At 68.2% G+C, this 25,795-nt stretch carries 22 protein-coding genes; 8 read left to right on the plus strand and 14 right to left on the minus strand.

Annotated features, from left to right (window positions below; translation table 11 throughout):
• Positions 1-202: 202 nt before the first annotated feature.
• Positions 203-1,141, plus strand: coding sequence for a zinc-binding dehydrogenase (locus tag AC5RW2_RS05735; RefSeq protein ID WP_494073748.1), 939 nt, complete (start codon positions 203-205; stop codon positions 1,139-1,141).
• 88 nt (positions 1,142-1,229) lie between these two features.
• Here the strand turns inward: AC5RW2_RS05735 and AC5RW2_RS05740 are convergent, their stop codons facing one another.
• The 6 genes from AC5RW2_RS05740 to AC5RW2_RS05765 all read right to left on the minus strand — a co-directional run bounded on the left by AC5RW2_RS05740 (position 1,230) and on the right by AC5RW2_RS05765 (position 7,186).
• Entirely contained in the window at positions 1,230-2,237 is a 1,008-nt protein-coding gene (locus AC5RW2_RS05740) for a serine/threonine-protein kinase (RefSeq protein WP_494025656.1), read from the minus strand.
• An 87-nt stretch (positions 2,238-2,324) separates the two neighbouring features.
• Entirely contained in the window at positions 2,325-3,131 is an 807-nt protein-coding gene (locus tag AC5RW2_RS05745; RefSeq protein WP_494012395.1) for an alpha/beta fold hydrolase, read from the minus strand.
• Positions 3,132-3,133: 2 nt separating this feature from the next.
• Positions 3,134-3,466, minus strand: coding sequence for a biotin/lipoyl-containing protein (locus tag AC5RW2_RS05750; protein ID WP_494000078.1), 333 nt, complete (start codon positions 3,464-3,466; stop codon positions 3,134-3,136).
• Positions 3,459-4,433 (minus strand): alpha-ketoacid dehydrogenase subunit beta, encoded by a 975-nt coding sequence (locus AC5RW2_RS05755; protein WP_494073885.1) that lies wholly within the window; start codon positions 4,431-4,433, stop codon positions 3,459-3,461. Before AC5RW2_RS05755 ends, AC5RW2_RS05750 begins: the two co-directional genes overlap by 8 nt.
• A gap of 118 nt (positions 4,434-4,551) precedes the next feature.
• Complete coding sequence (locus AC5RW2_RS05760; protein ID WP_494073749.1) at positions 4,552-5,598, minus strand: thiamine pyrophosphate-dependent enzyme; 1,047 nt, start codon at positions 5,596-5,598, stop codon at positions 4,552-4,554.
• A gap of 181 nt (positions 5,599-5,779) precedes the next feature.
• A complete protein-coding gene (locus tag AC5RW2_RS05765) occupies positions 5,780-7,186 on the minus strand; it encodes an amino acid permease (RefSeq protein WP_494073750.1) in 1,407 nt (468 codons plus the stop codon).
• 100 nt (positions 7,187-7,286) lie between these two features.
• Here AC5RW2_RS05765 and AC5RW2_RS05770 point away from each other — a divergent pair, with 100 nt between their 5' ends.
• The gene (locus AC5RW2_RS05770; protein ID WP_493979767.1) at positions 7,287-7,760 is read left to right on the plus strand and encodes an Lrp/AsnC family transcriptional regulator; all 474 of its coding nucleotides are present in this window, start codon (positions 7,287-7,289) and stop codon (positions 7,758-7,760) included.
• Here the strand turns inward: AC5RW2_RS05770 and AC5RW2_RS05775 are convergent.
• Positions 7,699-8,274 carry a hypothetical protein gene (locus tag AC5RW2_RS05775; RefSeq protein WP_494073751.1) on the minus strand — a complete coding sequence of 192 codons (576 nt, stop codon included), beginning with the start codon at positions 8,272-8,274 and terminating at the stop codon, positions 7,699-7,701. The genes AC5RW2_RS05770 and AC5RW2_RS05775 overlap by 62 nt on opposite strands.
• 261 nt (positions 8,275-8,535) lie before the next feature.
• Between AC5RW2_RS05775 and AC5RW2_RS05780 the strand changes: the two genes are divergently transcribed.
• The 6 genes from AC5RW2_RS05780 to AC5RW2_RS05805 all read left to right on the plus strand — a co-directional run bounded on the left by AC5RW2_RS05780 (position 8,536) and on the right by AC5RW2_RS05805 (position 15,326).
• Positions 8,536-9,243, plus strand: coding sequence for an NUDIX hydrolase (locus AC5RW2_RS05780; protein WP_494000074.1), 708 nt, complete (start codon positions 8,536-8,538; stop codon positions 9,241-9,243).
• A gap of 140 nt (positions 9,244-9,383) precedes the next feature.
• Positions 9,384-10,712: a quinolinate synthase NadA gene (nadA, locus tag AC5RW2_RS05785; RefSeq protein WP_494022853.1), complete on the plus strand. Its 1,329-nt coding sequence runs from the start codon at positions 9,384-9,386 to the stop codon at positions 10,710-10,712.
• Positions 10,709-12,415 (plus strand): L-aspartate oxidase, encoded by a 1,707-nt coding sequence (nadB, locus tag AC5RW2_RS05790; protein WP_494022854.1) that lies wholly within the window; start codon positions 10,709-10,711, stop codon positions 12,413-12,415. Before nadA ends, nadB begins: the two co-directional genes overlap by 4 nt.
• On the plus strand, positions 12,412-13,314 hold the full coding sequence (gene nadC / locus AC5RW2_RS05795) for a carboxylating nicotinate-nucleotide diphosphorylase (RefSeq protein ID WP_494073752.1): 903 nt from the start codon (positions 12,412-12,414) through the stop codon (positions 13,312-13,314). Before nadB ends, nadC begins: the two co-directional genes overlap by 4 nt.
• Entirely contained in the window at positions 13,311-14,453 is a 1,143-nt protein-coding gene (locus tag AC5RW2_RS05800; RefSeq protein ID WP_494022855.1) for a cysteine desulfurase family protein, read from the plus strand. Before nadC ends, AC5RW2_RS05800 begins: the two co-directional genes overlap by 4 nt.
• Positions 14,454-14,549: 96 nt before the next feature.
• Positions 14,550-15,326, plus strand: a complete 777-nt coding sequence (locus AC5RW2_RS05805) for a hypothetical protein (protein WP_494022856.1) — start codon at positions 14,550-14,552, stop codon at positions 15,324-15,326.
• 25 nt (positions 15,327-15,351) lie between these two features.
• Here the strand turns inward: AC5RW2_RS05805 and AC5RW2_RS05810 are convergent, their stop codons facing one another.
• From AC5RW2_RS05810 to AC5RW2_RS05840, 7 genes are all read right to left on the minus strand, one after another.
• Complete coding sequence (locus tag AC5RW2_RS05810; RefSeq protein WP_494000068.1) at positions 15,352-15,810, minus strand: MarR family winged helix-turn-helix transcriptional regulator; 459 nt, start codon at positions 15,808-15,810, stop codon at positions 15,352-15,354.
• The gene (locus AC5RW2_RS05815) at positions 15,803-16,912 is read right to left on the minus strand and encodes an LLM class flavin-dependent oxidoreductase (protein ID WP_494073753.1); all 1,110 of its coding nucleotides are present in this window, start codon (positions 16,910-16,912) and stop codon (positions 15,803-15,805) included. Before AC5RW2_RS05815 ends, AC5RW2_RS05810 begins: the two co-directional genes overlap by 8 nt.
• A 187-nt stretch (positions 16,913-17,099) precedes the next feature.
• Positions 17,100-18,266, minus strand: coding sequence for a UDP-galactopyranose mutase (glf, locus tag AC5RW2_RS05820; RefSeq protein WP_494022858.1), 1,167 nt, complete (start codon positions 18,264-18,266; stop codon positions 17,100-17,102).
• Positions 18,260-18,568 (minus strand): hypothetical protein, encoded by a 309-nt coding sequence (locus AC5RW2_RS05825; protein WP_494000065.1) that lies wholly within the window; start codon positions 18,566-18,568, stop codon positions 18,260-18,262. Before AC5RW2_RS05825 ends, glf begins: the two co-directional genes overlap by 7 nt.
• Complete coding sequence (locus AC5RW2_RS05830; protein ID WP_494073754.1) at positions 18,565-21,072, minus strand: family 1 glycosylhydrolase; 2,508 nt, start codon at positions 21,070-21,072, stop codon at positions 18,565-18,567. Before AC5RW2_RS05830 ends, AC5RW2_RS05825 begins: the two co-directional genes overlap by 4 nt.
• Before the next feature lie 237 nt (positions 21,073-21,309).
• Entirely contained in the window at positions 21,310-22,449 is a 1,140-nt protein-coding gene (locus AC5RW2_RS05835) for an FUSC family protein (RefSeq protein ID WP_494012382.1), read from the minus strand.
• Positions 22,450-22,482: 33 nt separating this feature from the next.
• Entirely contained in the window at positions 22,483-25,785 is a 3,303-nt protein-coding gene (locus AC5RW2_RS05840; RefSeq protein WP_494022860.1) for an efflux RND transporter permease subunit, read from the minus strand.
• Positions 25,786-25,795: the final 10 nt, after the last annotated feature.

Genomic DNA, 25,795 nt, shown 5'->3' on the forward strand with positions numbered 1-25,795 from the left:
ACCGGTCGGCCGGACCCGATGTGCTGCGTGCCTGTCTGCGAAGGTCACGGTGGGAGCAGTTACCCGTCAGGGAATGCCAATCCGTTCCTAGGTGCCGTAAGGCGAGTCAACGTTTGCATATCTTGCATCTCCCGGGGAACCGCCTAGAGTGAATGCATATGCATGGATTTGCGTGCGTACCGCTCAAGGAAGTGATTGTGTAATGAAGGCTTGGCAGTTTACAGAAATCGACACACCTCTCTCGCTCAATGAAGTTGCCGCACCGGAACCTGCTGCGGATGAAGTTGTCCTGGACATCAAGGCCGCCGGGCTGTGCCACAGCGATGTTGGATTCATTGACGGCACCTTGACGTCGCTGCTTCCGTTCCGGCCTATCACGCTCGGCCATGAGATCGCCGGTATCGTCTCAGCGGTCGGTGCGGATGTCACGACCTTCTCGGTGGGGGACCGAGCCGTTATTCCCGCCGCGATCGAAGGCCCCGGCACCTCGCTTGACGGGGGCTTCGCAGAAAAGGTGAAGGCCCCCGCACGGTTGGTGGCACCGTTGCCGGACGGCGTCCCGTTTGATCAGGCGGCGGCCGCGACGGATGCCGGTATGACTTCCTACCACGCCATGATGGTTCAGGGCAGACTCAAGCCGGGGATGAAGGTCGGGGTTATCGGCCTGGGTGGTCTGGGATCACTCGGAGCGCAGACGGCGATAGCCAACGGCGCAGAACTTCACGTGGCCGAAGTCAATGAGAAGGTGCACCCGATGGCACTCGAGATCGGTGCCACAGCAGTAGCCAAGGACATTCGGGATTTTGCCGACAAGGAACTGGACCTGGTAGTCGACTTTGCAGGCTTCGGCACTACAACCGCCGGTGCCGTCGACATCGTTCGTCGCGGTGGCCGCGTCGTCCAGGTGGGGCTCGGACGGAGCGAAGGCACCATCAACCTCCAGCAGCTCACGCTGAACGAAGTCGAGCTGGTCGGTTCCCAGGCAGGAACACTGCAGGACTGCGCCGACGTGCTTCAGCTGATGGCGGATGGAAAACTGTCGGCCCACATCAGCCAGATTTCCTTCGACGAAATCGGAGAAGGCATCGGCAAGTTGGCTCGCGGCGAGGTTATTGGCCGGCTGGTCGCTTTGATCGACTGATCCAGCGAAGTCCGTGGTTCCTGGACACACAACACAAGGCACCTCCAGCCCAAGTTGGAGGTGCCTTGTGTTGCGTTCAATGCCTCGTTCAACCCACGCTGGGAGCGCGGTTCGGCGGTGCGGGGATAGCCACGTTCCCCGTGATGTGCCCGCCGGTACGCTCTTCGATCGCCCCGGCCGAGTCCGAGCCGGTCGTACCGCTCAACAGCGCAGGTGACGCCAACGCAGGGGATGACAACACGGGTGCCGTCGCTACGATCTGCTCCGGCAGCGGCGCCTCCGCCAGGTTCCGCAAACTCAGGGCCACTTCGTGCGCGGTCGGACGAGCCTCCGGGTCGCGGCGGGTCATCCGGGTCAGCAGGTCCGCCCAAGCGGCGGGGAGGGCGTCCGGAATCTCGGGGTCGCGCAAGAGCCGGGCAAGGGCCGCTTCCATCGGTGTGCCGGAGAATGCCTTTTCGCAGGTAAGGCATTCGAGCAGGACCAACGCCAGCGAGTACACGTCACTGGCCGCGGTGACGGGGTTGCCCAAGGCCTGTTCGGGGCTGAGGTAGTTCGCGGATCCGATGGTCGCACCCTGGGCGGTGGCCATGGTGGCTTCCACCATCCGGGCGATGCCGAAGTCGGTGAGCTTGGGGTGGTGCCGCGTATCTTCCGCGTGGCCGTTGGCCAGCAGAATATTGGCCGGCTTCACGTCCCGGTGCACGACACCCTGACTATGGATGTAGTTCAGCGCGTCGGCCAAATCTGCCCCGATCTGCGCGGTCTCCACCTCGGAGAGAGGCCCGCCTTTCAGCCGCCGCCGCAGGTCGGACCCTTCAATCAGTTCCATCACCAAGTAACTGGTGGTCGCGCCATCGTCGGCTGTGTGCAGGCCGGCATCCAGCAAGGTCACCAAACCGGGGTGGTTCAGCGTGGCCAGCAGCAGGGTTTCGGTGTGCTGCCGCCGGTACTCGTCATCGTCCGGCGTCGTCGGTGCGAACATTTTGACCGCCACGTCGCGGCCCAAAGATTCGTCCACGGCCCGGTACACGGACGCTGCCCCGCCGGTGCCTATGAGCTCCCGTGTCCTGTAGCGCCCGCCCAGGAATACCTCCATCAAGCCTCCACGCCCCAGGAATTTACTTTCATCGAGAATTGTACCGACCAAAAGCTCTGTGGGCGGCACCGAAAGATGCGCGAACGGTTAACCAGCGAGGAATTCGATGGCGGCGGTCTTGAAGGCCCGGGAGGTCACGGCATTGGCGTGCGTACGTGCGGGCAGCCACATCAGCTCCGCCGCGTCGGAGAGCGCAGCCAGCTCCGGTGCGGTGACGGCCAGGTCGTCCTTGTCGCCGGCCACCAGGAGCACCGGCATCCTCGGCACGGCCTCGGTCGGGACGAAGGGTTCGGTTTTGATCGCCTCGATCATGGTCATCAGCGCGAAGATGTCGTTCGACGGCACCAGCTTGGCCATCCGCAAAAGCTCGGCGGTGTTGACGTCCTCGATGGGCGTCCCGTCCGCCAGGAAGCGCTGGGCAGCGCGCAGGTCGAAGTCCGCCAAGGGGTCGCTGCTGCCGGGTCCGCCGAGCACCATCCGCCGGACGAGTTCCGGCTGGGTGGCGCCGAACTCCCACGCCAGCCGCGCTCCCAGGGAGTAGCCGATCAGGTCAACCCCGGTGTCGGCGTCGTTCTCTTTCAGCGGACGGACCTTGGCGTCCTGGACCAACTGCAGCAGGTCGGCGCGGATCCGGCTGGGGGCGTAGGCGTCCATTTCTTCGGGGGCGGCGCTTTCGCCGTGGCCGGGAAGGTCCACCGTGACCACGCGCCGGCCGGCCTGGGTCAGCGCCGTAATCCAGCCGGCGTCCTCCCAGTTGAGTTTGCTGGAGGAAGCGAAACCGTGCAGCAGGATCACCGGGCGGCGCGGGCCCTCGGTCCCTTCGGCGGCCTCGTGCACTTGGACGTGCAGGCGCGGATCGAGGCCTTCAACGGTGTGCTGCGGGGTGTTTCCCATGCTCAGTCCTCGTCGTCGAGCGCCGCCGTCAGGCGGACGCGGCGCTTGGGCGCTTCTTCCTTCGGTACGGTGCCCACAATACCGGCGGTGTCATCGGGAACCTCGAAAACGATCAATGGTTCGCCCACCTTGATGATGTCGCCGGGTTCCCCATGGATTTTCACCACTTTGCCCGCCTGCGGGGAGGGCAGTTCAACGGCGGACTTGGTGGTCTCCACCTCGACCAGCGGGTGGTTGCGCTCGACCTGCTCGCCCTCGGAGACGAGCCATTCCAGCACGGTTGCCTCGATCAGGCCCTCACCAAGATCCGGCAGGGGGAACGTAATTTCAGCCACGGCGATACTCCAATACTCGCTGGATCCCGAACAGGATGCGGTCAATGTTGGGTACGTACTCGTCTTCCAGGTCTCCCGAAGGGTACGGTACGTCGAATCCGGTCACCCGCTCAACAGGTGCCCGCAGGGTGTTGAAGCAGCGCTCGGCAATCAGCGCGGCTACTTCCGCACCCAGGCCGGAGGTCAGCGGTGCCTCGTGCACGACGACGGCGCGGCGCGTCTTGGCCACGGAAGCGGCCAGTCCTTCGGCATCGATTGGCTTCAGCCAGCGCAGGTCCAGCACCTCGATCTCGATGCCGTCCTCGGCGGCGAGCTCGGCGACCTGCAGGCACCGGGCCACCATGGCGCCCCAGGCCACCAGGGTCAGGTGCCTGCCTTCGCGGACGATCCGCGAGCCTTCGGGGGAGTAGCCGTCCGGCTCGGGGGAGGTGTCCACCGGCCCCTTCTGCCAATAGCGGGACTTCGGCTCCATGAAGATCACCGGGTCGGGCCGCGTGGCCGCGTGCTTGAGCAGGTGGTACGCCTCGTTCGGGCTGGACGGGGAGACCACCTTCAGGCCGGGTACGTGGGCGAACAGCGATTCCAGCGACTCGCCGTGGTGTTCGGGAGCGCGGATGCCGCCGAAGCTGGGTACCCGCAGCGTGATGGGCATCGGCATGGTGCCGCGGCTGCGGTAGTTCATTCGGCCCACCTGGCAGACAATCTGGTTGATCGCCGGGTAGGCGAACCCGTCGAACTGCACCTCGGGGATCGGGTGGTAGCCGGCCATGGCCAGGCCCACCGACATGCCGAGAATGCCGGATTCGGCCAGCGGGGTGTCGAAAACCCGAGCTTCGCCGAACGTCTTCTGCAGGCCATCGGTGATGCGGAAGACGCCGCCGAGCTGTCCGACGTCCTCGCCCAAAACCAGTGCCTTGGGGTTGTCCTCCAGCACCTCTGCCAGCGCGCGGTTCAGTGCCTGCTGCATGGAGAGCTGTTCGACGGCGGTGACGTGGCCGGGTTCCACCACGTCCGCGGATTCCTGCTGGGCGCTCGTTTCTGTGGTGTTGTCGAAGGCGGCTTCAAGGTCGCTCAGGGTCTTGTGCTCAGACATGCTCGGACTCCTCCCGCCAGGCGCGTGCCTGGGCCTTCAGCGCGTGTGTGGGTTCCTGGTAGACGAAATCGAACATCTCCGTGCCGGGACGGGAACCAAGTGCCGCCACGCCTTCCCGGATCTGTTCTTCTTCCGCCTTGGCGGCCGCGAGCACCTCGGCGAAGAAGTCCTCGCCGGCGATGCCGTCGGCTTCCAGCCGGGCCCGCATGCGCAGCAGCGGATCCTCGCCGCCGTCGGCGCGTTCCTCGGCCAGGGTACGGTAGCGGCCGGGGTCGTCGCTGGTGGAGTGCGGGCCCCGCCGGTACGTCATGGCTTCCACGACGGCCGGCCCGTTGCCCGCCCGCGCATGGGCGAGGGCGGCCGCCGTCGCCTGGTGGACCGCCACGGCGTCGTTGCCGTCCACCTGGAGTGACGGCATGGCGTAGCCGGCCGCCCGGGCGGCAACCGAGCCCCCGGCCACCTGGCGCTCCGTCGGCACCGAGATCGCAAAGCCGTTGTTTTGGATGAAAAAGACGACGGGAGCCTTCATGACCGCGGCGAAGTTCATGGCTTCGTGGACGTCGCCCTGCGAGCTGGCGCCGTCGCCGAAGTAGGTGATGGCCACGCCGAGTTCTCCGGCCGGGGCGCCGGAGAGCGTCTGCCCGTGCGCCCAGCCGACGGCGTGCAGCACGGAGCCTGCCACGACGGCTTGGATCGGGGCGAAACGGGTGGCCTGGGGATCGTAGAGCCCGCCGTGCCAGGTCGCCTTGTGGGTGGACATGTACTCGACCATGTCCACGCCCACCGTCCGGGCCACGCCCATCTCGCGGTAGGTCGGGAAGACGAAGTCGCGGGACATGTCCAGCGCATACCCGCTGCCCACCTGGGCGGCTTCCTGTCCGAGTTCCGGCGCGTAGCCGGGAATTAGGCCCTGGCGCTGCCACCGGATGGCCGATTCGTCCAGGTGGCGGACCGACACCATCAGCCGGTAGAGCTCCTTGAGGTCCTCTGCGGACAGGTTCGGCCGGGCCGACGGGTCCAGGGAAAGAACGCTGCTCATGCCTGCTCCTCCACGTAGTTATGGTGCCGCCGCGTCCCCGCGGGGAGGAGCGCGACGGCGTCACTTGCTTACGGTGACACTAGTCACCCCGCGTGGAGTGCGCAATCTGCCATGCGATCACCAAACAGTGTGCACAGTTAGCTGCCCCTGATGGCAATAGCTACACGCAGATTGCATACTACTAACGGCGAGGTGAACTTTCGGCAGGTGTTCGGCGCGCGGCGATTTTGGCAGCTGCAGCTATCGCGGCGATCAGCACCAGGGTCGAGAGCAGCTGGATTCCCGTTGTCGGGGAGAAGAAGCCAAGCACCAGGATGGCGGCCAGCAGGGCAAGGCCCGCGTACGTCATCGCCGGGAAGCCCCGCATCCGGAACGGCAGCTCCGTGCCTTCGCGGTCGGCCCGGCGGCGCAGCACCAGTTGGGACAGCAGGACGATCCCCCAGACCACCAGGCAGGTGGACCCGACGACGTTCAGCAACACCGGCAGGACGCGCTCGGGGAACAACAGCTCGAGAACGGCTGCCACAAAGCCAAACGCCACGGACGCCATCACCGCCCTGACGGGAACCCGCCGGGTGCTGAGCCTCCCGAGGGAAGCGGGCGCCTCGTTCCGTTCCGAGAGAGAAAAGATCATCCTGGATGCGCCGTACAGGTTGGCGTTGAGCGCCGAGAGCAGCGCTACCGCGGCGACCAGGGTGATGGCCACATCTGCGCCGGGGATCTGGGCGATCGAGAGCACCGCGGCAAAGGGCGAGGCCAGTGCCTCCGAATCCCAGGGCACCGTCAGCGCGATCACCAGCACCGAGCCGAAGTAGAACACCAGGATGCGCCAGACGACGGTCCGGATGGCCTTCGCCACGCTGGCTCCCGGGTTTTCCGTTTCCGCGGCCGCAACGGCGACGATCTCGGTCCCGCCAAAGGCGAAGATCACCACCAGCAGCCCGGCGCCGATGCCGGCGATGCCGTTGGGGGCGAAGCCGTCCTCGCCGAAGATGACGCCCAACCCGGGCGACGGGACATTGGGCAGCCAGCCGAACAGCAAGGCGGCGCCGATGGCGAGGAACGCCAGGATGGCGATGACCTTAAAGATGGCGAACCAGAACTCGAATTCTCCGTAGTTGCGCACCCCGAACAGGTTGACCGCGGTGAAGACCACCATGAACACCAGCGCGAGCAGCCAGACGGGCAGCGCCGGCCAGACCGTGGCCAGCAAGCCCGCGGCGCCCACTGCTTCGGCCGCGATCACCACCACTAACTGCAGCCACCAGAGCCAGCCGATGGTGGCGCCGGCGGTGCGGCCCAGCGCCTTCTCGGCGTACGTCGAGAAGGCACCGCTGCTGGGGTTGGCGGCGGCCATCTCGCCCAGCGCCCACATCACGATGATCACCAATGTGCCCGCGAGCAGGTAGGAGATCAACACGGCCGGACCGGCGGCTTGGATGCCCGCTCCGGAGCCCAGGAAGAGCCCGGCACCGATCGCGCTGCCCAGTCCCATCATGATCAGCTGGCGCTGCTTCATCCCGTGGCCGAGCCCGGCGGGCGGTCGGGCGCTCGGGTCGCGGTGGTGAGTGGCGGTAAAACGCGGCATCGACTGTCCTGTCGTTTGGCGAAAGCAGCCCGTAAGCTGACAATTTGTCTAGCAGTTTCCCACAACTGGCGGCACCGAACCCGAAAGGACGCACAGCGTCATGCAGATCGACTCTCTCGATGCCGATATCGTCACGCTGTTCACGGAGGACCCGCGGATGTCCGTTCTGGAAGCGTCCCGGGTGCTGAAAGTAGCGCGTGCCACAGTACAGGCCCGGCTGGACAAGATGCAACGCGCAGGCGTGACGGCGGGCTGGGGGCCGCGGCTTTCGCCCGAGGCACTGGGGTACGTGGTGCGAGCCTATTGTTCGTTCGTGATCCGGCAGGAGTCCGGGCACGACGCCGTGGCCGCCGCGCTCGCCGACATTCCCGAGGTGCTAGAGCTGCACACCGTCTCCGGTGAAAGCGACCTGCTGGCTTGTGTCGTCGCCCGGTCGAACGCGGATTTGCAGCGCGTGCTCGACCAGGTCATGGCGACCAATACGGTGCTGCGTTCGTCGTCCGTGATCGTGCTTAACAGCCACTTCCGGGAGCGGACCCTTCCGTTGGTTCAGGCCGCCGCCGATCCCCGCTGACCCCGGAGGAAAGGGCGGCGCCGCCGTCGTCGACGTCGACGTCCCGGATGACCGCCACACGGCCGAGCCCCGCGGCGGTTCCGGCAATCACCGCGCAAATGGCAGGCAGCGGAGCCGTGCCCGGAGCCAGCAGGGCGGCGGTTCCCCACGTGAGTGCGGCCAGCCCTGCTGCAAATACCAGCACATGCACCCACTGCCGCCGAACCGGGCGCAGCAGCAGGCCCAGCAGCAGCGCGAAGGGGGCGCCCAGCAGGGCGGCGAAGAAAAAGCTGATCGTCAGCACCAGGCCCCAGAAGCTGAGGGCAGCGGAGTGCGGCGACGACAGCTCGTCGATGATGCTCAGGACCAGCGAGATGACGAACCACGCCCCGACGGCGACCAGCCAGCCCTTGATGAAGGCGTAGCGGCCAAGGATGACGCGATGGTGCGGCGGGCGTTCCTTCCTGCCATACCTGCGCCTGAGGATTTCGTTGTTGTCCGGTGGTACGAACCGCCGCCGTCCCCGTGGGTGCATGGCTGAAGCCTAGCCCGGGGAGTCCGGCGCCACGCGGGCGGCCACGCCGGAATGCCGCTGTGCGTCCATTCCCTCGTGTCAGTCGGAGGTCGGTTCCGGCTTGCGGCGAGAGGAGGGCGGGAGGCCTGCCCCGGTCCGCCATAATCCCGGCGCCGTCACAAATCGCTCGCGTTGGGGTGTGATTGGGTCAACATGACCATAACCGGCTAGAATGAGTTCTAGTCACTGTGACTTTTACTCGAAACCGGGGAGGAGGCGGCCATGCCGATTCACGCGGCCAATGTGTCGGAGCGGGCGCAGCAGCCCCCTGAACTGGCCATCTCCACGGTCATCTTCGCCCTCCGTCCGGACCAGGAGGCGGGTCGCCCCACCTTGTGGCTGCCGTTGGTCCGCCGTACCCGCCAGCCCTTCCGGGACCTGTGGGCGCTGCCCGGCGGTCCGTTGAGTGCGGCCGAATCCCTCCAGGACGCCGCGGCCCGGAACCTTGAGGAGACCACCGGCCTGCAGCCGAGCTACCTGGAGCAGTTGTATGCGTTCGGCGGCCTGGACCGCTCACCGGCGCAGCGGGTGGTCTCCATCGTCTATTGGGCGCTGGTGAAGCCGGACGAGGCGGCACTGGCCCGCGAAACCGAGAACGTGCGCTGGGTCCGCGCCGATGAACTTGGCCAACTGGCGTTTGACCACAACCAGATCGTGGACTACGCGCTGTGGCGGCTGCGGAACAAGGTGGAATACAGCTCCATCGCGTATGCCTTCCTGGGATCCACTTTCACACTGGCCCAGGTCCGCGAAGTGTACGAGGCCGTGCTGGGCAAGCAGTTGGATCCCGCCAACTTCCGACGCCAGCTGCGGGCGACCCCGGACATCGAACCGACCGACGAGTACCTGCAGGGCGGCCGGCACCGGCCGCCCCGGCTCTACCGCTACACCGGCAGCGCCGCGCAGCTCAGGGGCAGCCCGCCCGCCTAACCCGCTCCCCAGCGCACCCGTGGCAACAGTCCCGCGGCAACCGCCCCGCAGGCCGGCAAGGCCCCCGCACCCGCCACCCATACCCGCAGTCCGCCACGGATTTCCCCGACCTGACCCCCTGCCCAACAACGGAGAACACCATGTCATCGGTCAACAGCACCATCCAGCTGATCACCCGCGAGGAAGCGCTTGCCGGCTCCCGCGCGCCCGCCGCCTCCACCTGCACGCCTGATCTGGCCAAGGGCCCGTGGGCCTTCGACACCGCCGCGGGCAGTGGTGCCTGGGCGCCCTCCTACGGGCCGGGCGCGTCGATGGCCGATCCGGCGCCGGCCGCCACCCCGCGGCAGGGCGAAATACCGGCAGAATACCGGCTCGCCGGCGACGAGGAGCTCGAGGAGCGGATCCTGGCAGCCAAGGCAAAGCTGGGCGACAAGCTGGTCATCCTCGGCCACTTCTACCAGCGCGACGAAGTGGTCAAGTACGCAGATTTCGTGGGCGACTCGTTCCAGCTGGCGCGGGCCGCCAAGGAAAAGCCGGAGGCCGAAGTCATCGTGTTCTGCGGCGTGCACTTCATGGCGGAAACTGCCGACATGCTCTCCGGCGAAGACCAGGCCGTGATCCTGCCGAACCTGGCCGCCGGCTGCTCCATGGCGGACATGGCGGACATCGACTCGGTGCAGGCCTGCTGGGACCAGCTCGCCGGCGTGCTTGGCAGCGGTCCGGACGCCGACGGCAAGGTCCCAGTCATCCCGGTCACCTACATGAACTCGTCGGCCGCGCTCAAGGGCTTCTGCGGAGAGAACGGCGGGATCGTCTGCACGTCCTCGAACGCCGAGACAGTGCTGGAGTGGGCCTTCGAGCGCGCCCACCGGGTCCTCTTCTTCCCCGACCAGCACCTGGGCCGCAACACGGCCAAGGCCATGGGCGTGCCGCTGGAGCAGATGCCCATGTGGAATCCGCGCCAGCCCCTGGGCGGCAACGACGAGGCGGCGCTGCAGGAGTCGCGCGTGATCCTCTGGCACGGCTTCTGCTCCGTGCACAAGCGCTTCACCGTGGACCAGATCGAGAAGGCACGCGCCGACTACCCGGGCGTCCGGGTGATCGTGCACCCCGAATGCCCCATGCCGGTGGTGGACGCCGCGGATGAGTCCGGTTCCACCGACTACATCCGCAAGGCCGTGGCCGCCGCCACCGAGCCGACCGTCTTCGCGATCGGCACCGAGATCAACATGGTCAACCGGCTGGCCGCCGAGTACCCGCAGCACACCATCTTCTGCCTCGACCCGGTGATCTGTCCATGCTCCACGATGTACCGGATTCACCCGGGCTATCTGGCCTGGGTGCTGGAAGCCTACGCCGGAACCGGCCAGCTGCCCGGCGGTGAAGTCCTCAACCGGATCACCGTGCCCGATTCGGTGGCCGTTCCCGCCCGCGTGGCGCTGGAACGGATGCTGGCAGCCAGGCCGTGAACCTCGAACCGGCCCGGCGCGTGGCGGTGGTGGGGTCCGGCATCGCCGGGCTCTACGCCGCCGCGCTCGCCGCGGAACGCCCGGACACGGCCGTCACCCTGATCACCAAGGGCGGGCTGGCCGAGTCCAACACCTGGCACGCCCAGGGCGGAATCACCGCGGTCACCGCGCAGGGAACCGCGGCCGGCGATTCCGTCGCGGCGCACATCGCCGACACCCTCGCCGCCGGCGCCTTCATGAACGACGACGGCGCCGTGCGCCTGCTGTGCGCAGGTGCGGCGGCGGAAATCGCCACCCTGGAAGAGTGGGGCGTGGACTTCGACCGGCACGGCGGTGAATTGTCGCTCGGGTTGGAAGGGGCCCACTCGGCGCCGCGGATCCTGCATGCCGGCGGTGACCGCACCGGGGCAGGCATCGCCGAAGTGCTGATCCGCGTGGTCCGCGGCCTGGCGGAGGCGGGCCGGCTGGAGATCCTTGAGCACACGATGGTGCGGCGGCTGCTCACGGCCGGCGCGCGCGTGGCGGGCGTGGAGCTGATGCCCATGGGAGCAGGCGCGGTGCCCGACTACCTGGACACCGACGTCGTGATCCTCGCGACCGGCGGCGCCGGGCAGCTGTACCCCGCCACCACCAACCCCGCCGCCGCTACCGGCGACGGCGTGGCGCTGGCCTGGGAAGCCGGTGCGGTCCTGGCTGACCTTGAGTTCATCCAGTTTCACCCCACCCTGCTGGACCCGGCGGCGACCGGCGGCAGGGCCTTCATGATTTCGGAGGCGGTACGCGGCGAAGGCGCCGTGCTGGTGGATGCGGCGGGGGAGCGGTTCATGCCGGCGCTGCATCCGGACGCCGAGCTGGCGCCCCGTGACGTGGTCTCGCGCTGCATCCACAACCAGCTCCGGCTGCAGGAGGACAACGGGCTGCTGCCGCAGGTCTTCCTTGACGCCACCGGACTCGAGCGGGAGAAGGGCGCCGGTTTCCTGGCGGCGAGGTTCCCGATGATCGACGCCACCGTCCGTTCCCTGGGCTTCGACTGGACGCGGCAACCGCTGCCGGTGCGTCCGGCCTCGCACTACTGGATGGGCGGCGTGCGGACCGACCACGACGGCCGGACCTCGGTGCCCGGGCTGCTGGCCGTGGGCGAGGTCGCCCGCACCGGAGTGCACGGGGCCAACCGGCTGGCCTCGAACTCACTGCTGGAAGGCCTGGTTTTCGCCCGCCGTGCCGTGCGCGCGCTGGACCGGCCGGAGGCCGTGCCGGTGTTCGGTGCCGTCCCGCTGGACGTCGGGGCCCCGCCGGGCCGCCCGTTGCGTGCAGGGGCCCGCCCCGGCCGACAGGACGCGCCGGCCCACACCACTGCGTGCACCCGGCAACAGATCCAGGCCGTGATGGCGGCCGCCGCCGGCGTGGTCCGCGATGGGCCCACGCTGCGGGAAGCCGCCCGCCAGCTGGCGCGGTGGCATGTGCCCGTCACCGACGCCGCCTCGGCCGAGGACGCCGCACTGCTGACGGTGGCACGGCTGGTGGTTGCGGCCGCCGCCGCGCGGCGCGACAGCATCGGCGCCCACTACCGCAGCGATCACACCCGGGCCCCGGCGCACCGCCGGCACCTGGCCTATGTGAACGCCGCCGCGGTCCCCGCCCCCGCCACCTTTTCCCCAATGTCTTCCCCCACGTCCCAGCCAGTCCTGCAGGAGCAGCCATGAACCATATCCAGCCGATCGACCGGACCGCCATGGAGCGAATCGTCGCCGGGGCGCTCGCCGAGGACGCGCCGTGGGGCGACGTCACCTCGGCTACGCTGATTCCGACCGACGCCACCGCCACGGCGGAGCTGGCGGCCCGCGAGCCCGGCGTGTTCTCCGGCGGTCCGGTGCTGGCCGAGGTCTTCCGCCAGGTGGATCCCGACGTGCGGGTGGAGCTGAAAACCGGCGACGGCGCCGCCTTCGGCGCCGGCGAGGTGCTGGCCGTCCTGACCGGAAACGCCCGCTCCATCCTGCTGGGTGAACGGGTGGCTTTGAACCTGCTGCAGCGGATGAGCGGCATCGCCACGCAGACCGCGGCCTTCGTCCGGGAAGTGGCCGGCACGGCGGCCCGGGTGGTGGATACCCGCAAGACCACCCCCGGCCTGCGGGCGCTGGAGCGCTATGCCGTGCGCTGCGGCGGCGGACACAACCACCGCTATTCGCTCTCCGACGCAGTGATGGCCAAGGACAACCACCTGGCCGTGCTCACCGCCGACGGCAGCCGGGACCTGACCGAGGCGCTGCTGGAGGCGAAGGCCAGGCTCCCGCACACCGTCCACTTCGAGGTGGAGGTGGACAGGGCCGAGCAGATCGAGCCGGTGCTGGCCGCGGGCGTGGACACCATCATGCTGGACAACTTCAGCGTGGACGAACTCCGCGCAGGCGTTGCCCGGGTGGCCGGACGTGCGATCGTCGAGGCCAGCGGCAACGTGCGGTTGGAGACCGTCGGCCGGATTGCCCGGACCGGGGTTGACGTCATCTCGTCCGGCGCGCTCACCCACAGCGTGCGGTCGCTGGACCTGGGCCTGGACATCCGCATTGCCGCGGGGCAGGCGGCCGAAGGGGCGTCGTCGTCGTGATTTATCTGGACGCTGCGGCGACCGCCCCGGTGCGCCGCGAGGTGCTGGAGGCCATGTGGCCGGCACTGACGCAGGACTTCGGCAATCCCTCGAGCCACCACACCGTGGGAGAGGCGGCGCTGCGGGCACTCGATTATGCCCGGGGCACGGCCGCCGGGGTGCTGGGCTGCCGCCCCGGCGAGATCATCTTCACGTCCGGCGGGACCGAGTCCAACAACCTGGCGGTCAAGGGCATTGCGCTCGCTTCCCCTCGGGGCAGGCACGTCATCACCAGCGCCGTGGAACACCCCTCGGTGCTGGAGGCGGTCGACTACCTGGCCAGGTTCCATGGCTTCGAGGTCACCCGGGTGCCGGTCGATGCCGCGGGCATGGTCCGCGTGGACGAACTGGAAGCCGCGCTGCGCGACGACACCACGCTGTGCACGGTGATGTACGCGAACAACGAGGTGGGCACCATCCAGCCGGTCGGTCGCATCGGCAGGCTTTGCCGGGCCGCCGGGGTCCCGTTTCACACGGATGCCGTGCAGGCGGCCGGCTGGCTGGACCTGGACGTCGCAGAGCTCGGGGCGGACGCGCTCAGCGTGTCCGGCCACAAGCTGGGCGCGCCCAAGGGCTGCGGGCTGCTGTATGTCTCCGGCCGGGTCCCGCTGGAGCCGGTGCTGCACGGCGGCGGGCAGGAGCGCGGCAGGCGGTCCGGCACCGAGAACGTCGCCGGTGCGGTCGCCGTCGCCACCGCGCTGTCGCTGGCCGGGGGCGAGCGGGCGGCCGACGCCGACCGGCTCACGCGCTACCGCGACTACCTCATTGACACCGTCCTGCGGGAACTGCCCGGCACCATGTTGACCGGTCATCGCACCGAACGGCTGCCCGCCAGCGCCTCCTTCTGCTTCCCGGGAACCTCCGGCGAGGCGGTGCTGCTGGAACTGGAACGCCGCGGGGTGGTCTGCTCCAGCGGGTCGGCCTGCGCCGCCGGCTCCGACGAGCCGTCCGCGGTGCTGCTGGCCATGGGAATCGAACCGTCCGTGGCGCAGACCGCGGTGCGGCTGACCTTCACGGCCGGCGTGAAGGAAGCCGAGATCGCCCTGGCGGCCCGCTCCGTCGTCGCCGCCGTCCAAGAGGTCCAGGCGCTGCGGCGCTAAGGTTCCCGACGACGCCCCGGGACACGGCGCGGTCCTATACCGGACCGGTCCTCCCGCTGGGTACGGTGGAGTCCTCGGACCGGAGGGGAGCGCAGCATGATCAGGCGAAGGATGCCGGGCCGGGGTGCCGCCGCGGCGCTGTGCGTGGCGCTCGTGTCCGGCTGCGGCCTGCTGCCCGACGACGGCGGCGCGTCGGCCGGAGCGAGTGCGTCGCCGTCGGGTGCGGCCGGCGGGGACGCAGCCGGACAACCCGCGGCGCCGCCCGGCAAGGAGCCCGTGCGGAAAGCGACGATCGACGGCTGGAAGGTCTACACCGATCCGGACCGAGTGATCAGTTTCGAGGTTCCGGGCGAGTGGGTGGTGCAGCGGCAGGTCAAGCCCACCCAGCCCTCGGACGACGGGCTGCACCTGGACATCCGGGACTCTTCCGGCAAGCTGGCCGCCGAACTGCACACCCGGCTCAAGCTGCCCAAGGCCGCCTGCGAGGGCGCCGTCACCGAACTGCGCGTGCTGGTCAGCGAGCCGGCGAAGGTGCCCGCCGTGCCGTCCGACGACACGGTCGAGCCGCTGTTCGTCTACCGGACGCTGCTGGGCCACCGGTACTTCGGGTCGATGGGGCTGACCGACAAAACGGCCGGCGACGGCTTCCAGGCCTGCCTGGTGGAAAACACCGTCAACGGTCCGGACCCGGTCGGCACCTACTCCTTCGGCACGGCCGTCCGCCACGGCACTCCGGCGCCCGGCGACGAGACCGGGCTGCTGGATGCCTACGGCCTCATCGCGGAGGCGGAGAGCTACGTCTCCGGCAAGCACTTCAAGACGCTGCGGCAGGTCATCATGACCCTGCAGGTCGCTGACGATCCGCCCGCCTGAGCCGCCGGCACCCCGCCGGATAACTTCAATCGTTCGCCAGGCCGGCCCGCAGCTTGTCGGTCAGCTCCTGGAGCTGTCCGAATTCCTCCTCGGACAGCAGCGGGGCGAGCATCGAATGCAGGTGCTTGACGTGCTGCCGGCCGATCTCCTTCTGCAACGCGCGGCCCTCGTCTGTCAGCGAGATCTCGATGCCCCGCTGGTCGTTGCGGGCCGTGCGCCGGAGGACCAGGCCCTTCTTCTCCAAGCGGTCGACCATCCGGCTGAGGCTCGGCTGGCTGATCAACAGTGCCTCGTTCAGCTCGTTCAGCCGGCTCCAGCCGCCCGGGCACCGGCTCAGGTTGAACAGGACGTCGTACTCGCGCATGGCGAGTTTCCTGAACTCGGGCAGCTGCTGCATCCGGCGCATTACCGCCACCTGGGTGCGGAACAGCGATTCCCAAGCAGCCGCCGTCGTCCTGATCTCAGGACCGGATGAATCAGCCATGGGACACCGACTCGGCGGGCGCTTCCTTGGCGTCGCGGGCGGCCTTGCGGCTGGCGTGGGTCGGGGCTTCCGGAACATGCGCCGGCTTGCGGGCGGCGAACTCCTTCTTCAGCACCGGGAGCACCTCTTCGCCGAACAGGTCCAGCTGTTCCAGCACGGTCTTCAGGGGCAGCCCCGCGTGGTCGATCAAGAACAACTGGCGCTGGTAGTCGCCGAAGTAGTCCGCGAAGGCCAGGGTCTTCTCGATCACCTGCTGCGGGCTGCCGACGGTGAGCGGGGTCTGCGCGGTGAAGTCCTCCAGCGACGGTCCGTGGCCGTAGACGGGTGCTTTGTCGAAGTAGGGGCGGAATTCGTTGACCGCGTCCTGCGAGTTCTTGCGCATGAAGAACTGTCCGCCCAGGCCCACGATGGCCTGGTCGGCGGTGCCGTGGCCGTAGTGCTCGTAGCGCTCGCGGTACAGGCCGATGAGCTGCATGTAGTGCTCCTTCGGCCAGAAGATGTTGTTGGCGAAGAAGCCGTCGCCGTAGTAGGCTGCCAGCTCCGCGATCTGGGGCGTGCGGATCGAGCCGTGCCAGACGAAGGGTGCAACGCCGTCCAGTGGCTGGGGCGTGGAGGTGTAGTTGTGCAGCGGGGTGCGGTGCTTGCCCTGCCAGTTGACGACCTCTTCGTCCCAGAGCTTGCGCAGCAGGGCGTAGTTCTCCACCGTCAGCTCCAGCGAGTCCTGGATGTTCTTGCCGAACCAGGGATAGACCGGGGCGGTGTTGCCGCGGCCCAGCACCAGGTCCACGCGGCCGTCGGCCAGCTGCTGGAGCATGGCGAAGTCCTCGGCGATCTTCACGGGATCGTTGGTGGTGATCAGCGTGGTGGCGGTGGACAGCGTGATCCGCTCGGTCTGCGCGGCGATGTAGGCCAGCAGCGTGGTGGGGGAGCTGGAGAAGAACGGCGGGTTGTGGTGCTCACCGATGGCGTAGACATCCATGCCGATGTCTTCGACCTTCTTGGCAATGGCGACCGACGCCTTGATCCGCTCGCGCTCGGTGGGCATGCGGTTGGTGGTCGGGTCCAGGGTGACGTCGCTGACGCTGAATACGCCGAGTTCCATGATGTACCTTTCGTGGTGCTTGCTACGCATCAGTTTACATGCATTTGCATTCACTGTGGTTAACGGCAGGCACGCGGAAAAATTCCGGGACAGGTTGTCGGACCGGTCACCGTGCCGCGGGTGGTCCCGGAATGGCTTTCCCGGCATGCGCACCGCCGGCTTGATGCGGCAAGGAGCGGGGCCGGGGTTACGTCGACGAGCGACCGAGCAGGGGGCCGATCGAGTTGTCGACCAAACCCAGCGCCGACGCTATGGCCATGTGCATGTCCAGGTACTTGTAGGTGCCGAGGCGGCCCCCGAAGAACACGTTCGGTTCCTGCCCCGCGAGGCGACGGTACGTCCTGAGCTTGTCCCGGTCCTGGCTGGTGTTGATCGGGTAGTACGGTTCGTCGTTCGCGCCCGCCGTCCGGGAGTATTCGCGGACGATCACGGTGCGGTCATCGGGGTACTGCCGTTCGGGATGGAAATGGCGGAATTCGTGGATGCGGGTCCACGGGACGTCTTCGTCGGCGTAATTCATCACGGGCGTGCCCTGAAAATCCGCGATCGGCAGGACTTCCTGCTCGAAGTCCAAGGTGCGCCAGGACAAGGCCCCGGCCGAGTATCCGAAGTAGCGGTCCAGCGGCCCCGTGTACACGACGGGCACGTCGGGCGGGAGGTGCGGACGGACGTGGAAAAAATCGGTGTTCAGTTGCAGGTCGATCAAGGGCGACCGGAGAAAGCCGCCAAGGAAGGTGCCGTAGCCCTCCGTCGGCAGGCCCTCGTAGGTGTCGGTGAAGTAGCGGTTGTCGAAGGTGTAGCGCACGGGCAGCCGCGTGATGATGTCGGGGCTCAGGTCCCGCGGGTCGGTCTGCCATTGCTTGGCCGTGTAGCCGCGCACCAGGGCCTCGTACAGCGGTCGGCCGATCAACGAGACGGCCTTCTCTTCCAGGTTGCCGGCCGCCGAGGCCGCTACTTCCTGCGCCTGGTGGCGGATCAACTCCCTGGCCTGGTCCGGCGAGAGGTGGCGGCCGAAATAGGCGCAGATCGTGCCCAGGTTGATGGGCATCGGATACACATTGCCCTTGAAGACCGTAAACACGCGGTGCTGGTAGCCGGTGAACGAAGTGAACCGGTTGACGTAGTTCCAGACCCGTTCATTCGACGTGTGGAACAGGTGCGCCCCGTACCGGTGGACTTCGATCCCGGTCTCCGGTTCCTCCTCGGACCAGGCGTTGCCGCCCGGGTGGGAACGGCGTTCAAGTATCAGCACGCGGGCCCCGTACTCACGTGCGGCGGTTTCGGCAACGGTCAGTCCGAAGAGGCCTGCGCCGACGACAATGAGGTTGGGACCGTGGTCTCCGGCCGCTACCATTTCAGCGCCTCGGCGGTCAGGCACGGGGCCGGGGTGCCGCAGGTTGCGCATTCTCCCTGTTCGTCGCCGGCCGGCGGATGAAGCATGAGGCCGGCGGAAATCCTCGCCAGCAACGGTGCCCGAAGGTACGGCGTGGCCGAACTAACGGCTGCCTCGGCGAGCGCCGGAACGGCAGGGCCGGTCAGGCGTCTCCTGCCCAGCGCGGCGTCCTGCAGGCCGGCTATTGCCGCGCCGACTCCGCGTTCGTGGGCGCGTTCCAAATCCTCCACGTCGGAGCGTTGGCGCTCGGCCCCCGAGCTCATGCCGTTTCTTCTTCCGCCAGTTCTCCGGCCACGGCTCCCTGAGAGATCAAACGGTGCATTTGTCCGGCAATCGCATCCCAGCCGAGGAGTCTCTGCAAGGGCCGCATTCGCCGGTCCCGTTCGGCCGGGGAATCACCCGGCGCGGTCTGGATGGCATCGGCGAAGCCTGCGGCGTCCTCCTGGATGTGGACGAGCCCCCGGTACCCGGCGACCACATCCGGAACGGGCGTCGACACCACGGGAAGGCCGGCGGCCAGATACTCGAGGGTCTTCGTCGGGCTGATCGACCGTGTCGCCTCGTTCATGGCGAAGGGCATCAAGGCAACGTCGAATTCGGCCATGACGGCGGGCAACTCGGCGTATTCCGCCATTCCGGTGTACTCGATGTTTGGAGCCTGCGGCAGCGTGGACGGATCGATCTTGGCGACCGGTCCCACGATCCGAAACAACCAGTCGGGAAGCATCGCGGCGAGCTCCTCCAGCAGGCCAAGATCGAGCCGCTCGTCGATGACGCCCACGTAGCCCGCCACCTTCCGGAGGCCGGGCGCCCGCTCCTCGCGGAGCAGCCGGGAGGTTTCATAGTGCGCGGCGTCCACGCCGCTGGGAAAGAGATGGCAGGAATCGCCCACGTAGCGGCTGACGCTGCGGTGCAAGGAGGCGCCTCCCGCAAAGACCACATCGGATTCCGCCAGCGCCTGGCGTTGCCGGGTCTGCATGGCTTTGGGGGCATGGCGAAACGACGCCAAATCATCCATGACGTCATAGCAGAGGGCCCCGGGCTCGAGCGCGCGCGCTATCTCCAGCGCCATCGGCGTATAGATCAAGACGTCGGGCGAGGCCGGCCGTGCGTGGGTCGCCAGCAAGTGGCGGAACAATGCGCCGTATTCTTCCGCGCCGGGTGCGTCGAATCCCGGGGCGGCCAATTGCCCGTCAACCGAGGGAATTTCAAGCCATACCCTGGTGATGCCGTCCACGTCCTGGTGCCGCAGGACCGGTTGTTCGACCTTGGCCGGCAGTGGTTCCTCCAGAAACCATGTGCGGGCACCGGTCCGGGTGCGGGCGGCGGCAAACCGGGAGACAAGATGTTGCGGGCGCTGCCAGACCCAGGTCCACCTCAGGTGGGACAGCACGACCAAGTCAGGGTCTTCCAAGGGGTTCATCCTGTGTTCCTCTTCGTCGGCGTTGCGGGCGGGCGGGACGATCTCCTCTTCGGGAGGATCGCGCCAGGGCCAGTGGCTCATCTGGGGCAGCAGCCCCCGGAGCTGGCTGTCGCACGGCGGTTGAAATCGGTACGCGGGCAGGTCGCGGCTGGGGGTTCCGGATGCCGCAGCCATCCAGGCGTCCGTGAAGCAGGTGGTGGCCGTCCGGCTTCCCCACGCGGCGGCGCCGACGACGCCGACCGGGTCCGGGCGGCGGGCGGCGCGGGCGAGCATGGAGTCCCAGTCGCAGGAGTCTACGAAGGGAAACCAGCAGTACCCCTCGAGCCGGATCCCGCGGGAGAGAGCCAGTTCGTACTGTTCAAGGGTGTATCGCAACCAGGACGCGCGGTCGGAGGCCGTTCCCCGGATGTTGGTCTCGCTCAGGAGCATCGGCAGCCCGTAGCGGGAGCCGTAGTGCTCGGCCACGGCCGCAAAACCCAGCGGGTGGGGCGATGGCGCGTGGGCGCGGGACTCCTCATACCACCACTCGGAGTGGCAATAATAGTCGAGGCCGAGAACGTCCACCCGAACGGGGTCCAGGTGAAGCAAGTCTTCGCCGCCGTGCTTGACGATCTCCCTCAGGAAGGGGCGGCCCTCGGTCAGATCGTGTCCGAGCACCAGATCCAGCAGCACGTGGCGCCGGTCGTTGGCGAGAGCCGCGTACTCCGCCGGGCCACCCGTAGTTCCGTCATGGTGTTCGCAGGTATCCACCCAGACGTGGCGGGCTTCGGGCAGCAGCTCCGACCAGCACCTGGCCGCCTCCGCGATGGCCGGCAGGACGTTGCGAACGAGGCGCACAAAACCGTCGATTCCCCTGTCGTAGGGCGGCCACAAGGCCTCATGGCCGCAGAGGAAAAGGGTGGCGAAGGGCTCATTGAACAGCGTGTAGGACGTCAGCCAGGGATAGCGCCGGGCCACGGCCTCTGCATACCGCAGGAAAGCGGGCGCAAACCTCCGGTCCCTGAAACCGTCGTCGAGCCACTGCGGGTAGCTCGTGTGGTGCACCAGGTCGACGATTGGCTCCATCCCGCGGACCCGCAGGAACTGGAGCTGCCGGTCGGTCTCGGACCAATCGAACTCGCCTGGCTCTGTTTCCACGCGGTGCCAGCGAATCGGAAACCGCACGCTGCCTACGCCTGCTGTGCGCATGTGGTCCAGGTGGCGGCCCCAGTGGGCGTAGCTTCCGGTCAGCTCCGCCACGTCCCGGCGGTGTACCGGCAGGTACGTACTCTCAAATGCGCCGACAAAGGGAACAGCGGCAACGCGGCCAGGCACGGAAGGGAGGCTCTCGCCCAGATCCGACACATCATTCTCCCGGTCCGGAGGATCTTAGTGCCAGCTGCTCGACACGAGTAGGTACATAAAACTCGAATTTTCCGGCAAGAGGAACCCCTTGCAGCCGGTTCAACGTTTCATCGAAATGGGATTGGCGGGCCGGGCGGGCCGATACCCTCGGGGTAGAGAGAGGGGAAGTACCCGCGCCGCCAGGGGCGTCTCGGCGGGCCGGCACCCTCCGGCTTGAGAGGGGAGGTACCCGCGCCGCTACGGGGCCTGGCCGCCGGAGCGGTCCTTCACGTGCCGGCCAAGCGCGGCCAGTATGCGTTCCAGGCTGACAGCCACGGATCCTGCCGCCGTGGCGGGGGACTCCGCGGACACTGAGCCCGCGACGACTCCGGTGAGGCGGTGCTGTGCATCGCGCGCGGCCTCCAGCTTGTCCGGCAGGTCCTCGGCGGTCATGCTCCTGATGGCCTCGGCCGTGGCGTCCAGGGCGTTGGCCATCGGTGCCAGCACGGGGTCGGGAAGATGCAGTGTCTCGTCCCAAATCACGGCGGCGAGCACCTCGGTCATGTCCTGGGTATGGAAGGCGGCACGCTCCAGCGTGCGTAGATTCCGCCAATCGGTGTCCAGGTCCCGGTCGTGGAACTTGCGCCGCGGATTGGCCTTGCGGCTGCGGTCGGCGGCCTGCACGGCCTGCCGCACCTGGTTGCCCAAGCGGGTGATGCTCTCGCCGTTCGTCGCCCAGTCCTTGTGTTCCGGCGGCCAGTTCTCCCGGAGCGCCTCGGCCATGTCCTCCAGCTGCCGGGCGAGGTCGGACTGCAGCTGCTGCAGGCTGCGTCCCACCGCGTTGAAATTCAACGGCGGGAACAGCAGGAAGTTCACAGCGATGCCGACGGCCACCCCCACCGCCATCTGCACCGCATAGCCGAGCGAGTAGTCGCCGGCATTGGACCCGCCCACCAGCAGGACGAACAGCGCGGCCATGGGAACCCATTCCCGGCCCGCCCCGAGCCGCGGCAGCCCCGCAACCAGCACGCCCAGGAACACCAGCAGGCCCACGGTGACGAAATGCGGGCCGACCGTCAGGAGCAGGAGCATGGCCAGGCCGATGCCCAGCAGCAGCCCGGCCAGCGTCTCCGCGGAGGTCTTGACGGAGTCGGCGACGGTGGAATACATGCTGATCAGCGCGCCCAGCGGCGCGTAATAGGGGTACTGGTCCACCTCGCCGGGCAGCCGCAGGGCGATGAACCAGGCGATGGCGCACGCCAACGCGGTCTTGAACGCCAGCTGGACCCGGCGCCACCCGCCCATCTGCTGGCCATACTTGCGCAGCGGGGCGGGGAGCCGGTCGGTGAGCCGGTCCAGGCGGCCCGGCCCGGCGGGCATGGTTTCCGGTTCTGGCATGTTCAGCACCTCCACGGTTCCGGGTTAGCCGGATCAGCGTCCGGCCGGAACCAGTTCTGCCTCGAGTGTATTGCGCTGGTATGCCCGACGCTCGCGCCGGCCTTCGACCAGCCGGTACAGCACCGGCACCAGCACCAGCGTCAGCGCGGTGGAGGACACCAGGCCGCCGATCACCACTACTGCCAGCGGCTGCGAGATGAAACCGCCCTCACCGGTCAGTCCCAACGCCATCGGCGTGAGCGCAAAGACCGTGGCGAGCGCCGTCATCAAGATGGGCCGCAGCCGGCGCCGTGCGCCGTGCGTGATCGCGTCCGCCACGTTCATGCCGGGCCGGCCGTCGTGGGGGCGCCGGTACTGGTTGATGAGGTCGATCAGCACGATCGCATTCGTCACCACGATGCCCACCAGCATCAGCATGCCGATCAGCGACGGCAGCCCCAGCGGGATCCGCGTGATGACCAGCAGCCCGATGGCCCCCGTGGCCGCAAACGGAATGGAGACGAGCAGGATCAGCGGCTGCACCAAGGACTTGAACGCGGCCACCATGATCACGTAGACAATGGCGACGGCGGCCAGCAGCGCCCAGCCCAGCTGTTCAAAGGACTCGGCCTGCTGGGTGGCCGCGCCGCCCAATTCCGCCGTGACCCCGGCCGGCAGGTCGGTGCCGTCCAGTGCGGCCGCCACCTCGCTGCTGAGGGCACCCAGGTTCTCTCCCTCCGGGGTCACGGAGACGACGGCCGTGCGTTCGCCGCCGCTGGCGCTGATCGACGTCGGCACGTCGGTTTCCTCGACCGTGGCCAGGTCCGTCAGCGGCACCGGCCCGGCCGCCGTGGGCACCTCGACGCCGCGCAGTTCCTCGACGCTGGAGAAGTCGCTGCCTTCCCCGATCAGCACCGGGAAGTCGGTGGTGCCGATCCGCACGGTGCCGCCGGGCAGCGGGCTGATTGAAGACGCCAGCAGGCCCGCGACCTGCTCCTCGTCCAGCCCGGCGGCCACGGCCTTGGCCCGGTCCACGGACACCTGGACCACGGGCTCGGCCGCCGAGAGGTTGCTGGACACCTCTGCGGCCCCCGGCACCTCCCGCAGCAGCTCCACCAGCCGGTCGGAGGCGTCCCTCAGCTCCTCCGGGCCGTTCGCGGAGATCTCCACGTCCACGGTGCTGGAGGTGCCGAAGCCCCCGCCCTGAGTGCCCAGCGTGAACGTCGCCTCGCCGGGCAGCTTTTCGACGGCGGAGCGGACCCGGTCGCGCAGCGCCGCCTGGTCAATGCCTTCCTCGGTGATGACGGTGTACTGGGCCACCGAGGCACCAGCGGAGAGGAACGTCCCCAGGCCGCCGCCGGCGTTTCCCATGGTGACCTGGACCGCCTCGATCCCGTCCATCCCGGCCAGCAGCTCCTCGACCGGGGCGGCCGCCCCGTCGGTGGTCGCCAGGCTGGTCCCGGCCGGCATCTGCTGGCGCAGGCTGAAGCTGTTCTGTCCGCTGTCGCCGAGCAGGTTGGTCTGCAGCAGCGGCACCATGGCGGCGGTGCCGGCCAGCACCAGCAGGGCGGCCACGGTCGTGATCACCGGGTGCCGCTGGGTGCCGGCGAGCACCGGCAGGTAGCCGCGCTGCAGCAGCGAGCGGCGTTCCTTCTCGGAGGCCGCCGCACGCACTGCGGACGTGTCGGGGTGTCGCTCCGCCGCGGGGGATTTGACGAACCAGTAGGCCAGCACCGGCACGATGGTCAGCGACACCGCCAGGGACGCGAGCAGGGCCAGCGCGGTGGTGATGGCGAACGGCCGGAACAGTTCGCCGGCCAGATTCCCGACGAACGCGATCGGCAGGAACACCGCAACGGTCGTCAGGGTGGACGCGGTGATGGCCCCGGCGACCTCGCGGACCGCCGCCAGGATGGCGTCGCCCTTGGGTTCGCCGTAGTTCAGGTGCCGTTTGATGTTCTCGACCACCACGATCGAGTCGTCCACAACGCGCCCGATGGCGATGGTCAGCGCGCCGAGGGTGAGGATGTTGAGCGAGTAGCCCAGCGCATTGAGGCCGATGAACGTGGCCAGGAGCGACAGCGGGATGGAGATCGCCGTGATCAGCGTGGAGCGTACGGAGAGCAGGAAGACCAGGATGATCAGCACCGCGAAGCCCAGCCCCAGCAGGCCCTCGGTGGTCAGGTCCTTGATGGACGTCTCGATGAACGGGGCCTGGTCGAACACCGTGGTGATCTGCGCGCCGTCGCCCAGTTCGGCCTCCAGTTCAGGCAGCAACTCGCCGATGGCGTGGGAGATGGCCACCGTGTCGCCCTCCGGCGTCTTGGTGACGGCCAGGGCAAGCGTCAGCTCGCCGTTGGTCCGGGTGATCGAGGTCTGCTCGTCGTCGGCGATGTCGACGTCGGCCACCTCGCCGATGGTGGCAGGGTCGGCCGGCGCAGGGTCCGGTGCCTGGCCGGGCTGGTCCGGGGCGGGCACGGTGTCGGGCACGGGTACCTGGCCCTGCTCTGTCCCGCTGCCCGGCGGGGCGGGCTGGCCTTGGCCGGGGAACTGCCCGGGTGCCCGTCCCGCCTCCGGTGCGGAGGGCGCGGAGGGCTGCTCCGCCGTCGTCGTTTCAGCGGGGGAGAGCGGCAGGTTTTCGATGGCCGCCAAGCTGTCCAGCGGGCTGCCGATCTGCACGGAGAGGCTCTGGCCGTCCTGTTGCACGGCGCCGGCGGGGACCAGGCCGCCGCTGTTGGCCAGGCTGTCCACAATGGCGGAAACGCCGACGCCGGCCTCCGCCATGGCATCGTCGTCCGGCACTATGGCGATGTGCCGGCCGGGGCCGCCGGAGACCTCGGCCCCGCGCACTCCGGGGATGTTCTGCAGCCGGGGCACCGTGAGGCGGTTCAGCTCGGTGCTCAGCTCGCTCAGGGTCAGGTCGGAGGACACCGCCATGAAGACGATGGGGAAGTCATCGATGCTGCCGGCCAGCGACAGTGGCGAGACGTCGTCGGGCAGTTGCTGGCGGACGTTGGAGATGGCACGGTCCACCTGGCTGCGTGCCCGGTCCAGGTTGGTGCCGTAGACGAACGTCAGGTTGACGTTGGAGAACCCGTTGCGCGACACCGCCGAGGAGGACTCGAGGCCCTCGACGGCGGTGAGCGCGCGTTCGAGCGGTTCGCTGACCTGCTTGTCCACTACCTCCGGCGACGCGCCGGGCATGGAACTGACAACGGTGATCCGCGGGAACTCGAGCGAGGGGATGAGTTCCTGCTTCAGCGAGCCCATGGTGATCACGCCGAAGACGGCCACGAAGACCGTAATCAGCGCGATCAACGCACGATTCGCCAGGGACAGCGTTGCCAGCTTGTGCATGGCTTGAAGC

Source organism: Arthrobacter sp. B0316-1-20, assembly GCF_059091865.1.

Coding starts and splice junctions, on each gene's coding strand:
- AC5RW2_RS05755 (WP_494073885.1), bottom strand. CDS start 4,433: ATGCAGCAGGCACTGAACCGCGCGCTGGCAGAGGTGCTGGAGGACAAC.
- glf (WP_494022858.1), bottom strand. CDS start 18,266: ATGGTAGCGGCCGGAGACCACGGTCCCAACCTCATTGTCGTCGGCGCA.
- nadA (WP_494022853.1), top strand. CDS start 9,384: ATGTCATCGGTCAACAGCACCATCCAGCTGATCACCCGCGAGGAAGCG.
- AC5RW2_RS05775 (WP_494073751.1), bottom strand. CDS start 8,274: ATGCACCCACGGGGACGGCGGCGGTTCGTACCACCGGACAACAACGAA.
- AC5RW2_RS05835 (WP_494012382.1), bottom strand. CDS start 22,449: ATGCCAGAACCGGAAACCATGCCCGCCGGGCCGGGCCGCCTGGACCGG.
- AC5RW2_RS05805 (WP_494022856.1), top strand. CDS start 14,550: ATGATCAGGCGAAGGATGCCGGGCCGGGGTGCCGCCGCGGCGCTGTGC.
- AC5RW2_RS05745 (WP_494012395.1), bottom strand. CDS start 3,131: ATGGGAAACACCCCGCAGCACACCGTTGAAGGCCTCGATCCGCGCCTG.
- AC5RW2_RS05815 (WP_494073753.1), bottom strand. CDS start 16,912: ATGGAACTCGGCGTATTCAGCGTCAGCGACGTCACCCTGGACCCGACC.
- AC5RW2_RS05735 (WP_494073748.1), top strand. CDS start 203: ATGAAGGCTTGGCAGTTTACAGAAATCGACACACCTCTCTCGCTCAAT.
- AC5RW2_RS05825 (WP_494000065.1), bottom strand. CDS start 18,568: ATGAGCTCGGGGGCCGAGCGCCAACGCTCCGACGTGGAGGATTTGGAA.
- AC5RW2_RS05780 (WP_494000074.1), top strand. CDS start 8,536: ATGCCGATTCACGCGGCCAATGTGTCGGAGCGGGCGCAGCAGCCCCCT.
- AC5RW2_RS05765 (WP_494073750.1), bottom strand. CDS start 7,186: ATGCCGCGTTTTACCGCCACTCACCACCGCGACCCGAGCGCCCGACCG.
- AC5RW2_RS05840 (WP_494022860.1), bottom strand. CDS start 25,785: ATGCACAAGCTGGCAACGCTGTCCCTGGCGAATCGTGCGTTGATCGCG.
- AC5RW2_RS05810 (WP_494000068.1), bottom strand. CDS start 15,810: ATGGCTGATTCATCCGGTCCTGAGATCAGGACGACGGCGGCTGCTTGG.
- AC5RW2_RS05760 (WP_494073749.1), bottom strand. CDS start 5,598: ATGAGCAGCGTTCTTTCCCTGGACCCGTCGGCCCGGCCGAACCTGTCC.
- AC5RW2_RS05770 (WP_493979767.1), top strand. CDS start 7,287: ATGCAGATCGACTCTCTCGATGCCGATATCGTCACGCTGTTCACGGAG.
- nadC (WP_494073752.1), top strand. CDS start 12,412: ATGAACCATATCCAGCCGATCGACCGGACCGCCATGGAGCGAATCGTC.
- AC5RW2_RS05740 (WP_494025656.1), bottom strand. CDS start 2,237: ATGGAGGTATTCCTGGGCGGGCGCTACAGGACACGGGAGCTCATAGGC.